This is a genomic window from Pseudovibrio sp. Alg231-02 (genome assembly GCF_900143565.1).
Classification (GTDB): Bacteria; Pseudomonadota; Alphaproteobacteria; order Rhizobiales; family Stappiaceae; genus Pseudovibrio.
The window spans coordinates 40,697-53,304 of the sequence record NZ_FREX01000015.1 but is presented as its reverse complement, the minus strand read 5'-3'; the positions used below and the strand labels follow the sequence as shown (position 1 = coordinate 53,304).

Sequence of the window (12,608 nt, the reverse complement as noted above, 5' to 3'; positions counted from 1 at the left end):
GAAGCTGGAAGCCGTATGAGTTACAGGTTTCTCCAACCAGTTTGGCGGAACACTACATTTCTAAGCAGCGTTGTCAATAAATTCTGCGGTATAACCGATATATTCCTTCAAGTTATGCCAAGGTTGCCGAGTTATAACCTACGCAAAACTCAGCAACTATTCAGAATTAAGGGTCTTTTAAATATCCAGATCAGTCGCGAACTCTGCTCGCTCCTGAATAAAGTTGAAGCGTGCCTCAGGTTTATTGCCCATCAGCTGCTCAACCGCATTGCGGGTTTCACTCACTTCATCCTCGCCAACAACCACTTTAAGCAGCGTCCGACGCTTCGGATCCATGGTGGTTTCCTTCAGCTGAGCAGGCAACATCTCACCAAGCCCCTTAAAGCGGCCAATTTCGATCTTGCCATTCTTCTTGAAGCTGGTTTTCAAAAGCTGCTCACGATGTTCGTCATCCCGGGCATAAAGCGTCTTACCACCCTGACTGATCCGGTACAGCGGAGGAACAGCAAGGTAGAGGTGACCGTTATTGACCAGATCCGGCATCTCTTTATAAAAGAATGTGATGAGAAGGGCTGCGATATGCGCACCATCTACGTCCGCATCAGTCATGATAACAATACGCTCATAGCGCAGATCTTTGTCATCGTAGTTGGATCGCGTCCCACACCCAAGTGCCTGAATGAGATCTGACAGCAATTGGTTTGCGACCAGCTTATCCCGGCCAGCGTTCGCAACGTTCAGGATCTTACCACGCAATGGCAAAACGGCCTGTGTTGCACGATTACGAGCTTGTTTCGCTGAACCACCCGCGGAATCACCCTCCACGATAAACAGTTCAGTGCCATCAGATTTGCTTGTTGAGCAATCTGCGAGCTTGCCGGGCAGACGAAGGCGACGAACTGCAGTTTTACGCGCGACGTCCTTCTCCTGGCGACGCTTCAAGCGCTCTTCAGCACGATCAACGACCCACTCAAGCAGTTTGTTTGCCTGATTAGGAGAAGCGGTCAGCCAGTGGTCAAACGCATCGCGGACGGCGTTTTCAGCAATACGGGTTGCCTCATTCGTGGCCAGCTTGTCTTTTGTCTGACCAACAAACTCAGGCTCGCGCACGAACACGGAAAGCATACCAGCTGCTGACGTTAAAACGTCGTCACCCGTAATAATGGAAGCCTTCTTGTTGCCAATCAGCTCGCCATAGGCCTTCAGGCCGCGGAGCAGGGCATAGCGCAGGCCCGTTTCATGCGTTCCACCTTCAGGTGTTGGAACAGTGTTACAGTAAGAGTTGACGAACCCGTCGCCAGCAAACCAGGCAACAGCCCATTCAACTGAGCCATGCTTACCTGTCGCCTGTGTCCGTCCTGCAAAAACTTCGTCAGTAACGCGGCGCTCTTTACCAAGAGCCTCTTCCAGATAATCCTTCAGGCCGCCAGGGAAATGGAAAGTCGCAGTCTCAGGCACTCCATTGGCTTCATCGGCAAGAGCCTTGGCACAGCGCCAACGAATCTCCACACCACCAAACAGGTAGGCCTTGGACCGCGCCATCTTCATCAAACGGGCGGGTTTGAACTTGAGTGTCTTGCCGAATATTTCCGCATCCGGCTTAAACCGCACCATGGTGCCACGGCGGTTGTGAACATCACCCACCAGCTCTAGGCCGCCATCAGCAAGGCCACGACGGAACGTCTGGCGATACAGCTTGCGGTTACGCGCAACCTCAACGACCAGTTCTTCGGAGAGCGCGTTTACAACGGAAATCCCCACACCATGCAGACCACCAGAGGTCTCATAGACTTTGCTGTCAAACTTACCGCCGGCATGCAGGGTCGTCATAATGACTTCCAGCGCGGACTTGTCTTTATATTTAGGATGCGGATCAATCGGGATACCGCGGCCATTATCAGTAATGGTCAGGTAGCCATCATCGCCCAGAGAGACATCAATCCAGCTGGCGTGGCCTGCAACGGCCTCATCCATGGAGTTGTCAATCACTTCAGCGAACAGGTGGTGCAGCGCCTTTTCATCCGTGCCGCCAATATACATTCCCGGGCGGCGACGCACAGGCTCCAGACCTTCAAGCACTTCAATGTCAGCTGCTGTGTAATCACCCTCAGCGCCGATAGGAGCGGCCTTGCCTGCGGATGATGGCTTTGCAGGTGAGGTCGGTGCGCTTGCGGCTGGTGCTTGTTTCTTCTCAGTGCTGCCAGAAGAGGATGTCAGCTCATCCATGCTTTTGGTAACATCTGCAAACAGATCATCAGGCGTGCTCATCGTACCTCTTTGGTCTTGCGCTTAAATAGTCTCGAATCAAACGGCAGTCTTGCAGGACTGAGAGAAAAGGGCAAAGATCTGCCGGAGTTCTACTCTTGTTCCTTGTGGGTAAGCGCCAGACATACGCTTTTTCGCTTACCTGAATGTGCCGACCCCCACCAAAAGCGGGCATCTGATGCCATATGCGCCATTCGCGGCGAAAATACAAATAGCATTTGTGATTGCCCCAAGGCCTGTGATCAAAACTTTACACCGGACATACACACGGCAGTTACGTCATCTGCTGCAGATTGTTGCGAGCATGCAACAGCATTTTGCGCTGACCCGAATGGTGGAAACTGACACTGGTTCATGAATGGCAAATTGGATAGTTTGCCTTGTCCATGTTTGAGAGATGGTCGAACTGTGTAGGATTTTTGTCAATCAGATAGAAAGCTAGGCATTTGTAAGATCATTTGTGACAATTTGAAGGTATGTCACCTTTGGAAACAAAATTGACATTTTTTCCTTTCATAGCCTGATCACACAACGACGGTATGAAAAGATAAGAAGTCAGAACCACTGACAAGTAGGCAGTGGTCAAGTGAGGCACTTTGATAAAAGCTCTGTTTAAAGATGAAATGGGAACGCACCACAATGCGTTGACGCGTCTTGTAACAAGCTTGAGCTGCGCCTCGGTTCTTACTCTTCTCGCACTCAACAGTGCACATGCTCTGGATACCAACAAAAGCGCAAGTGCAATGGCTGCCGTCAATCAGATGGCAAATGTCACACCTCAGCAAGCCTTGAGGGAAGGGGCCCGCGCTTACTACTCCGGTGAAAAAGACAAGGCACTCTCTCCACTTCGCTACGCTGCTGAAAACGGACAGGCTATGGCAGCCTGGAAGCTCGGCAGGATGTACGCGCAAGGAGACGGTGTGCCGGAAGATGATCTTCAGGCGTTTCAGTATTTTTCCCAGGTCGTGCGCGAATACTCTTCCGATGGCCCCAAAGCACGTTCAGCCCCATTTGTCGCAAGCGCTCTTGTTGAACTGGGTCGCTACTTCCTGACAGGTATTGGCGACAGCCCGGTTAAACAGAACACGCACAAAGCACGTGAGGTGTTCACTTACGCTGCCTCCTACTTTGGCGATGCGGATGCGCAGTACAATCTCGGCATCATGTATCTCAACGATAAGCTGCCAGATTATGACCGCCGATTGGCTGCCCGTTGGTTGAAGCTCGCAGCCGTAAAAGGCCATGTCGGAGCGCAGGCCAAATTTGGTGAACTGCTGTACTTTACAGAAGAACTGACAACCGCACGCATGACAGGTCTCAAATGGATGACCCTGGCACGCCGGCAAGTGGTTGGCGGTGATAATGACGCCTGGATCGTCTCTCTCCACGAGAAGGCATTTTCTCTCGCCTCAGAAAAAGAGCGTCGCAATTCTGCTGAATGGGCAGACGCATGGCTGGTTAAGCGCGGCCACGTGATTGCTTCAAGCAACTAATCCACTCTCTTCTGATTTTCTTTTAAAATATGACTTGACCACTCAGGTTATTTCTGCGATTTAAAACATGAGTTCAATATTCAAGTTTTGTTATTGACCTCTGTTTGGCGATTGTAGACCCCGATTGCGGGTCTCTGGAATGTACTTGGGGTGAGCCTTTTGCGCTCACCCTCTTTTTTTGTCTGCACGTCGCAGAAAAGCTAAAATTTTCACAGTCTTCACGTACATTGTTTAAGCCTCTGAAATTTCAGTCTTTTCAACAGCAGGATGCAGTTTTCGAAATTTTCTCGCATGATTTGGGAAAAACTATAAAACACGCTTGCCAAGCTTTAAAACTCTGCCTATATACCTGCCTCAACAAGACGCCGCGGGGCGTCACGTTGATGAGATCGGAGCATAGCGCAGCCTGGTAGCGCATCTGGTTTGGGACCAGAGGGTCGCAGGTTCGAATCCTGCTGCTCCGACCATTCATCAACACGAAGATAGATCGGAGCATAGCGCAGCCTGGTAGCGCATCTGGTTTGGGACCAGAGGGTCGCAGGTTCGAATCCTGCTGCTCCGACCATCTATCGACCCGAAGATCAGTTCGGAGCATAGCGCAGCCTGGTAGCGCATCTGGTTTGGGACCAGAGGGTCGCAGGTTCGAATCCTGCTGCTCCGACCATCTTCCCTTCTTCTTCCCCAAAATTTAATAATTTAAGTAGTCAGCATCGCTGCCTTTTATGCTTTTGTGCCCTCAAATCTGCACAAAGTAGCGCTCCATTTGCATCTACTGTCACACGTCTCATTCAGCTGCACCGCTCTTTGATTAAAACGTGCAGGGAAGGTTGCTGGCAGCGCTCCTCATTCAGTCTCGACATAGGTCACCCTAAGTGCAAGCTAGCGCTCTACGGTCCCTTTAAAATGCTCTACTGAGAAGCTGCAATCCTCACCATAAAACTGCAGCCAATGCGCACATAGAAAAAGCCCGAAGGCGAGGGCCTCCGGGCTTCTTAAATCGTACAACTGTGAAACCTGCTTAGAACACGAAGAGATCCAGCACGTAGAACAGAGCAGCTGACAGGATTGCGGCCAACGGAACCGTAATTACCCAAGCAGCAATGATGGTCATGAAGTGCGAGCGACGCACCAGCATGCGGCGCTTTTCGTCTTCTTTCACAGTGTTCTGCTTATAGCTTTCCATGCCGGTGCTTTCTTTCACGAAAGCAATACGGCGCTTGGACTTCATTGTGTACCACTCACGGAAGAAGCCAACGCCGAAGATTGCGCCAACTGCAATGTGAGTAGAGCTCACCGGAAGTCCCAGCCAGCTAGCAAAGATCACTGTTATCGCAGCAGATAGGGAGACACAATAAGCGCGCATCGGGTTCAGCTTGGTGATCTTTTCGCCGACCATGCGGATCAGTTTAGGACCAAACAGCATCAGACCGAAAGAAATACCAAACGCACCGATCAGCATAACCCAGAGAGGAATTGTCACAGCTTTCGCAATGCCACCTTCCTGAACGGTGTGCACGATCGCAGCAAGAGGACCAATCGCATTTGCAACATCGTTCGCACCGTGGGCGAAGGAAAGAAGTGCTGCGGAGAAAATCAAAGGCCAGCGGAACAGGATACGCAGAGACTGGTTCCGGTTTTCCATACCTTCAGACTGCTTGCGGATTAACGGACGACAAATAGCCAATGCAGCAACAAAGGCAATTGCGCCAAGCAGCAGAGCGACCTCAATGTCGATCTTTACGATCTTCTTCAGACCCTTCATTGCCAGATAAGTAGCAAACGCAGCGGCCATGATTGCGATCAGCAGCGGCACCCAGCGACGGGCAGCGGCAATCTTGTCTTGCTGGTAGATAATGAAGGATTTGATGAAGGCCAGGAACAAGGCCGCAATAATACCGCCAAGAACCGGGGAGATGACCCAGCTTGCGGCAATGCCGGACATTGTGCCCCAGCTGACAGAGCCAAAGCCAGCAGCAGCAATGCCGCCGCCCATCACACCACCAACGATAGAGTGGGTGGTGGAGACGGGAGCGCCGATCCATGTTGCAAGGTTCAGCCAGACAGCCGCAGAGATCAGCGCCGCGAGCATCAGCTTCACAAAGTCTGTGTAATCTGTCACTTGCGTTGCGTCGATAATGCCCTTGGAGACCGTCTTCACGACGTCACCACCGGCAATCAAAGCGCCAGCGCTCTCAAAAATGGCAGCAAGCAGCAAGGCGCCGCCAATGGTAAGAGCTTTAGAGCCAACAGATGGGCCCACATTGTTGGCTACATCATTTGCACCGATATTGATCGCCAGATAGGCACCAATACCTGCAGCAGCAACAATAATAATAGCGTTTGGATGGTCAGAGACATAAAAACCAGCCATCGCCATAGCGAACATTAGAAAAACAAATGCGACCGCAGGAGCAACCAATGGACGTGCCATTGCGTTGCCGGCCAGCTCTAGCCTGGAAAACTTATCTAAGTCTTTGTCTAGAGTAGGCTTTTTTCTAAGGTTAGACATGCTGTATACTTTTTTCGCCGCGTCTTCTTCGCGTAGTTTCTCATGCACCTGGCAGCAGGCATAACACCTGACTACAATTTTGCACCCACCCTTCATCACAGGACAAAGGCGGGCGAGCGCACATCATTGAATGTGGCAGTGTTGCCCTCAAATGAGCGGGCACTAGAAAAGCACTCGAGGAACTTTGTGTATTAAAGTTACCTTCAAGCGCTTTTATTTCCAGTGAACGCTCAGTTCGCGCGCAAACTAGTTTTGTCTCCGGTATATTTCAAGTTAAAATTACCTATAAACTTTGGAGAAGTAACTAGTCACAGAAATATCACGAAAGCTTCGCAATTTCTTAATTAAAAATCGCCCAACGTCAAGTCCGGTAATACTGGAAATAAAACCGCAATTATTGCACCAGCTAGCGCAATTATTGCACTTAAGGCCGCAATGAGTGCATCTATAGCTATTTACTAAGAGAAATCGGTATAGCTTGACCAAGTGCATTGACACCAATGGCATAATTGGAGAAGAAACAGGAAAACTGGTATATCGCGTTGGAGAGTGTGTTTCCGAATCCAATGCGAAAAAGAGAGGTTACATGGTAGCTCGCATTTACAATCCAGCCAAAACTGCAATGCAGTCCGGAACAGCCAAAACCAACAACTGGGTGCTGGAGTTCGATCCACAGTCCCCAAAATCCATTGATCCGCTGATGGGCTATACGTCATCAGGTGATATGAAGCAGCAGGTAAAGCTGAAGTTCCCGACCAAGGAAGAAGCGGTCGCCTACGCAACACGCAACAATGTTGCATACCGTGTTGACGAAGAGAGCAAACGCAAGCACCGCCGCGCATCCTATTCAGATAATTTCCGTTTTGACAGATTATCTCCGTGGACACATTAAGTTTCAGCATTGAGATTATTCTCTAACGGCCTTATGAAACATCCCACGCAACGGGCGATCCACTCGCCCTTGCAAAAGCGGTCCCTTAGCTCAGCTGGATAGAGCACCGGCCTTCTAAGCCGACGGTCGCAGGTTCGAATCCTGCAGGGATCGCCATTCTTCTCTCCCAATTCATTGAGCGAAAACTCAACTCCCTCTAAAACTAGTAGTTTCCTGCATTCTCGCCCCTTTTGAGCAAATTTATCTCATCAATTGAGTAGTGCAGTTTTAAAATGCTCAAAATCCCAGCGAAACTGAGGGGATGTAAGGTGTTCAATCAGTGGCAGTTTTAATAAATTCCTCTAATAGATCATTGTGCACGCCACATTTTTGCTGTAATTGACGGCAAAACACGCCCTAGGGGAAATCAACGAGTTGAACTGCGTGCAAAAATCATCTGACATCCGTACGAACTGGACGCGTGAAGAGGCTGAGTCTCTTTACAACCTGCCGTTTAATGACCTGCTGTTTAAAGCTCACTGCGTTCATCGCGAGCATTTTGACCCCAATGAGGTCCAGCAAAGCCAGCTCTTAAGCATCAAGACAGGCGGTTGCCCGGAAGATTGTGCTTATTGCAGCCAGTCCGCTCGCAACAACACCGAGCTGTCCGCCTCAAAGCTTCTTGAAGTCCAAATGGTGCTGGAAGAAGCTAAAAAGGCGAAGGAAGGCGGCGCAACCCGGTATTGCATGGGCGCAGCCTGGCGCTCTCCTAAAGATCGCGACATGCGCGCCATTGAAATGATGGTGGAAGGCGTTAAAGAGCTCGGCATGGAAAGCTGCATGACGCTTGGCATGCTGACACCCGAGCAAATTTTGCGCCTCAAAGATGCTGGGTTGGATTATTACAATCACAACATCGATACCTCAGAGCGCTACTACAGCGAGGTTATTACAACTCGCAAGTTCTCTGATCGTATCGACACCCTGAATCTGGTCAAGGAATCCGGTATCAAAGTCTGTTCTGGCGGCATCGTCGGCATGGGCGAAAAAGATATGGATCGTCTCGACATGCTGGTTTCTCTGGCAACACTGGAAGAGCATCCGGACAGCGTGCCGATCAACATGCTTATCCCGATTGAAGGTACGCCGCTTCAGGATGCTGAACCGGTTGACCCGATTGACTTTGTTCGTCTGATTGCCGTTGCACGCATCATGATGCCAAAATCTCATGTTCGCCTGTCAGCAGGCCGGACAGAAATGTCTGATGAGACGCAGGCAATGTGTTTCTTTGCTGGAGCAAACTCCATCTTCAAAGGCGAAACACTGCTCACCACAGACAACCCGGAAGACTCCAAGGACGCAGCTTTGTTCAAACGCCTTGGTATCCGCCCTATGGGGCTGAAAAGCTGTGCGGCTGAGCATGAGCCTGCTGAATAAGCACCAAGGAGCGCTCGAGCGTCTGGCAGAACGGGGCAGGTCCCGTTCTCTGCTCAAAGCGCATGGCTGCGATTTCTCATCTAACGACTATCTGGCGCTGACAACAGCGCCAGAATTGCGTTTGGCGGCAGAACATGCGCTTGCGCGTGGTGTCGGTCTGGGTGCTGGCGGCTCGCGCCTCCTGCGCGGCAATGATCCTGAGCATGAAGCGCTTGAGCTGGAAGCAGCAAAACTGTTCAACACTGAGCGCTCCCTTTTTTTCGGTGGTGGATACAACGCCAACATGGCGCTGTTCTCAACCCTGCCGCAGCAGGGCGACCTTGTTTTGCACGACAGCCTCATCCACGCCAGTGCACATGACGGCATGAAGTTGGGTGCAGCCCAGTCCATGGCCTTCAAACATAATCAGGTTGAGGATGCGCAGGCATGTATTACCCAGTGGCGCCAACAAGGCGAAACAGGGCGCATCTGGATCGCCTGCGAAAGCCTTTACAGCATGGATGGTGATCAGGCACCTATCAGGGACCTGATGGACCTCGCTGATACGCACGATGCGTTTTTACTGGTCGATGAAGCCCACGCGACAGGCGTGCTGGGTGAGGGCGGCAAAGGCCTGGTAGCGGAATTTGAAGGCCGGGAGAACGTCATTTCGCTCCATACCTGTGGCAAAGCTCTTGGAGCCTCCGGCGCACTTGTCTGCGGGCCAGCTGTTCTGATCGACTATCTCATCAACCGCGCGCGCGGGTTCATCTATGCGACAGCACCATCTCCTCTGGTCGCAGCCATTGTGCGTGCATCGCTAAAACTGGTACAGGATCAACCGGAACGGCGGGACCAGCTTGCTGACCTTGTAAAACATGCAAATGCTGAGATGGACCGTTTATGCGGACAAAAGGGCAGCGGAACGCATATTCTCCCGTTCCTCATTGGCGATGACAAGCGCACCATGATGATTGCAAAAGCACTGCAAGAACGCGGCTATGACATCCGCGGCATTCGCCCACCAACCGTACCACGGGGCACATCCCGCCTGCGCATTGCGTTGACCTTGCATGCCAGCAAGTCCGATGTATCCAATATGTTTGAAGTGCTTGCAGAAGAAATGGGGCTGGTTCGCTCATGACAAAACCAATCGTAGTTACCGGAACCGACACCGGTATTGGCAAAACAATTTTCTCTGCAGCGCTGACGCAAGCTTTAGCTGCCACCTACTGGAAGCCCGTTCAATCCGGACTGGAAGAAGAAACCGACACACAGGCAGTAATACGTCTGACAGGCTGCAAAACACTGCCAGAGACATACCGTTTGCAGGTTCCCGCTTCTCCGCATTTCTCAGCGGAAGCAGAAGATGTCCTGATCGATACGGAGAGCCTGGCCTTACCTCAGGTCGATGGATCGCTGGTCGTTGAAGGGGCAGGCGGTCTTATGGTTCCGCTCACGCGCGAGACGCTTTACGTCGACCTCTTCAGGAAATGGCAGGCACCGATTGTGCTGTGCGCCCGCACCGGCCTTGGCACCATCAATCACAGCCTGCTTTCTATTGAAGCGCTGCGTACCCGTGGCTGCAACCTGCTCGGCATCGTATTTATCGGTGAGGAAGTAGCAGATTCAGAACGTACGATCGCAGAGTACGCAGGCGTCAAGAAGCTTGGCCGCTTGCCACTGCTGCAACAAATCACCCCAGAAACAATAAGAACAGCGTTTGCAGAGAATTTCCGTCTGGAAGACTTCTGCCTGCAAAACGGGGAGAACGCATAATGTCAAAGCACTCACCAATCTGGCATCCATTCACCCAGCACGCTGTGCTGACGGAAATGACCAAGATTACGGGCGGTTCTGGCGCATACCTGACAAAGGATGACGGCGACAAACTGCTTGATGCCATTGCTTCCTGGTGGGTCGTAACCCACGGCCACTGCCATCCGCACGTCATCGGCGCGATCAAGGAGCAGGCTGAAAAGTTGGATCAGGTGATCTTTGCAGGTCACACCCATGAGCCTGCGGAGCGACTTGCGCAGCAGCTGTTGAGCTGCACGCCTGATGGGCTGGATTATGTCTTCTTCTCAGACAGCGGTTCTACCAGTGTGGAAGTGGCGCTCAAGATGGCGCTCGGCTATTGGCATCATCTGGGCGAAAAACGCCAGCGCATTGTCGTTATGGAAAACAGCTATCACGGCGACACCATCGGCACCATGTCCGTTGGCGAGCGCGGTGTTTTCAACCAGCCTTACAATCCGCTACTGTTTGATGTTGCCAAAGTCCCGTTCCCAACCGCTGGCAATGAGCAGAACACACTAGATGAGCTTGAAAAACTCTGCGCTCAAGGAGATGTCGCAGCGTTTATCGTAGAACCGCTCGTTCTGGGTGCTGGTGGCATGCTCATGTATTCCGCTGAAACGCTGCGGGCGCTCCATGAGATCTGCAAGAAGCACAATGTACTGTTCATCGCTGATGAGGTGATGACGGGGTGGGGCCGTACAGGCAAGATGTTTGCCTGTGAACATGCACAGATCACGCCGGATATCGCATGCTATTCCAAAGGCCTGACTGGTGGTTCTTTGCCGCTTGCCGTCACCATGTGCTCCTCGGCAATTTATGATGAGCATTATTCCATGGACAGAAGCAAAACCTTCTTCCATTCCAGCTCTTACACAGCAAACCCAATCGCCTGCGCCGCTGCGGTCGCCAATCTGGAGATCTGGGAGAATGAGCCGGTCTATGACCGCATAGCAAAGCTCATGCAAATGCAATCCGCTGGCCTTGCGCGTTTCAAAGACGATGATCGTTTCACCAACATCCGTCAGACGGGCACCATCGCGGCCATGGATATCAACGTGAAGGATCACGGATATCTGTCTGATGTCGGCCCGCGCCTCTATGAGTTCTTCAAGTCAAAGAACCTGCTGCTGCGCCCACTGGGCAACACGCTCTATTCCATGCCACCATACTGCGTCACTCAGGGCGATATTGACCAGATCTACGATGCGATAGCTGAGGCTGCTGATGAACTCCTCTAAGGACCGTGGTGGGCTGATCGGCTTCGGACATTACGCACCAGAACGCCGCGTGTTCAATGCGGAGATCGAACAGGATCTGGGACTGGAAGAGGGCTGGATCGAACGCCGCACCGGCATTCGTGAGCGCCGCTATGTCTCCTCTGATCAGGCTCTCACAGACATCGCGCTGCCAGCAGCTCAAATGGCGATTGAGGACGCTGGTATCGATCCGGCTAAAATCGGACTGACACTGCTGGCAACCAGCACGCCTGACCACCTGTTACCGCCCTCAGCTCCTCTGCTGGTGCACAAACTGGGCCTGCCAAACTCCGGCGGCATCGATATGGCAGGAGCGTGCGCAGGGTTCCTTTACGCACTGGCCATGGCCGATGCCTATGCCAAAGCGCAAGGCATTGCGGTTCTCGTCGTCGCAGCCAATATCTTGAGCCGCCGCATCAACCCGGCAGAACGCGCCAGTCGCGTGCTGTTCGCAGATGCTGCAGGTGCCGTTGTGGTTCTGCCACCAGCACATAAAGAGCAGGGCATCCTTGCTGCCGATCTGGCATCCGATGGTGCTTATTACGACCTCATCAAAATCCCAGGTGGTGGCAGTCGTAATCCGTACAGACCGGATATGAACCCCAATGAGTACCTGATGAGCCTGCAAGGTGGGCAGATAGTCTTCGCCAAAGCGGTCAACACGCTCACAGATTCAGCCATGAAGATTCTGGGGCAAGCAGACATCAAACCGTCAGAGGTGGACCACTGGGCACCCCATCAGGCCAACTCCCGGATCATTCAGGCTGTCGGAACCAATCTTGGAATAAACGCCGATAAAACACTGATGACTCTGGGTGAGTACGGTAACAGTTCTGCAGCCACCATCCCATTTAGCCTTTCCAAGTGTCGGGAAAATCGAAGCTATAAGGCGGGTGACATAATCCTTCTGTCCGCCATAGGCGCAGGCTTCGTCAGCGGGTCCTTGTTGATCGGCATGTAGCAAAAGCGCCCACTCGTGGTGGAAAGACGAGCGGGCG

At 52.0% G+C, this 12,608-nt stretch carries 9 protein-coding genes and 4 tRNA genes; 11 read left to right on the top strand and 2 right to left on the bottom strand.

Features of this window, described 5'->3' with window-relative positions:
• Positions 1-177: 177 nt before the first annotated feature.
• Positions 178-2,268 (bottom strand): DNA topoisomerase IV subunit B, encoded by a 2,091-nt coding sequence (parE, locus tag DHN43_RS25590; protein WP_063296834.1) that lies wholly within the window; start codon positions 2,266-2,268, stop codon positions 178-180.
• Between the two features lie 593 nt (positions 2,269-2,861).
• Here parE and DHN43_RS25585 point away from each other — a divergent pair.
• The 4 genes from DHN43_RS25585 to DHN43_RS25570 all read left to right on the top strand — a co-directional run bounded on the left by DHN43_RS25585 (position 2,862) and on the right by DHN43_RS25570 (position 4,422).
• Positions 2,862-3,758: a tetratricopeptide repeat protein gene (locus DHN43_RS25585; RefSeq protein WP_208986665.1), complete on the top strand. Its 897-nt coding sequence runs from the start codon at positions 2,862-2,864 to the stop codon at positions 3,756-3,758.
• A 390-nt stretch (positions 3,759-4,148) separates the two neighbouring features.
• Positions 4,149-4,225 (top strand) — tRNA-Pro (locus tag DHN43_RS25580).
• Positions 4,226-4,246: 21 nt separating this feature from the next.
• A tRNA-Pro gene (locus tag DHN43_RS25575) sits at positions 4,247-4,323 on the top strand.
• Positions 4,324-4,345: 22 nt separating this feature from the next.
• Positions 4,346-4,422, top strand: a tRNA-Pro gene (locus DHN43_RS25570).
• A gap of 354 nt (positions 4,423-4,776) precedes the next feature.
• On the opposite strand, the gene DHN43_RS25565 is transcribed toward DHN43_RS25570, so the two are convergent.
• Positions 4,777-6,267 carry an inorganic phosphate transporter gene (locus DHN43_RS25565; protein WP_193775952.1) on the bottom strand — a complete coding sequence of 497 codons (1,491 nt, stop codon included), beginning with the start codon at positions 6,265-6,267 and terminating at the stop codon, positions 4,777-4,779.
• Positions 6,268-6,853: 586 nt separating this feature from the next.
• Between DHN43_RS25565 and DHN43_RS25560 the strand changes: the two genes are divergently transcribed.
• The 7 genes from DHN43_RS25560 to DHN43_RS25530 all read left to right on the top strand — a co-directional run bounded on the left by DHN43_RS25560 (position 6,854) and on the right by DHN43_RS25530 (position 12,571).
• Entirely contained in the window at positions 6,854-7,159 is a 306-nt protein-coding gene (locus DHN43_RS25560; RefSeq protein WP_057465385.1) for an ETC complex I subunit, read from the top strand.
• Positions 7,160-7,238: 79 nt separating this feature from the next.
• Positions 7,239-7,315, top strand: a tRNA-Arg gene (locus DHN43_RS25555).
• Positions 7,316-7,582: 267 nt separating this feature from the next.
• Complete coding sequence (gene bioB, locus DHN43_RS25550) at positions 7,583-8,575, top strand: biotin synthase BioB (protein WP_057465384.1); 993 nt, start codon at positions 7,583-7,585, stop codon at positions 8,573-8,575.
• Complete coding sequence (locus DHN43_RS25545) at positions 8,559-9,698, top strand: 8-amino-7-oxononanoate synthase (RefSeq protein WP_108820541.1); 1,140 nt, start codon at positions 8,559-8,561, stop codon at positions 9,696-9,698. The genes bioB and DHN43_RS25545 overlap by 17 nt, the downstream gene beginning before the upstream one ends.
• A complete protein-coding gene (bioD, locus tag DHN43_RS25540) occupies positions 9,695-10,333 on the top strand; it encodes a dethiobiotin synthase (RefSeq protein ID WP_108820540.1) in 639 nt (212 codons plus the stop codon). The genes DHN43_RS25545 and bioD overlap by 4 nt, the downstream gene beginning before the upstream one ends.
• The gene (locus tag DHN43_RS25535; protein WP_108820539.1) at positions 10,333-11,592 is read left to right on the top strand and encodes an adenosylmethionine--8-amino-7-oxononanoate transaminase; all 1,260 of its coding nucleotides are present in this window, start codon (positions 10,333-10,335) and stop codon (positions 11,590-11,592) included. Before bioD ends, DHN43_RS25535 begins: the two co-directional genes overlap by 1 nt.
• The gene (locus DHN43_RS25530; RefSeq protein WP_108820538.1) at positions 11,579-12,571 is read left to right on the top strand and encodes a beta-ketoacyl-ACP synthase III; all 993 of its coding nucleotides are present in this window, start codon (positions 11,579-11,581) and stop codon (positions 12,569-12,571) included. Before DHN43_RS25535 ends, DHN43_RS25530 begins: the two co-directional genes overlap by 14 nt.
• The last annotated feature ends 37 nt before the right edge of the window (positions 12,572-12,608 follow it).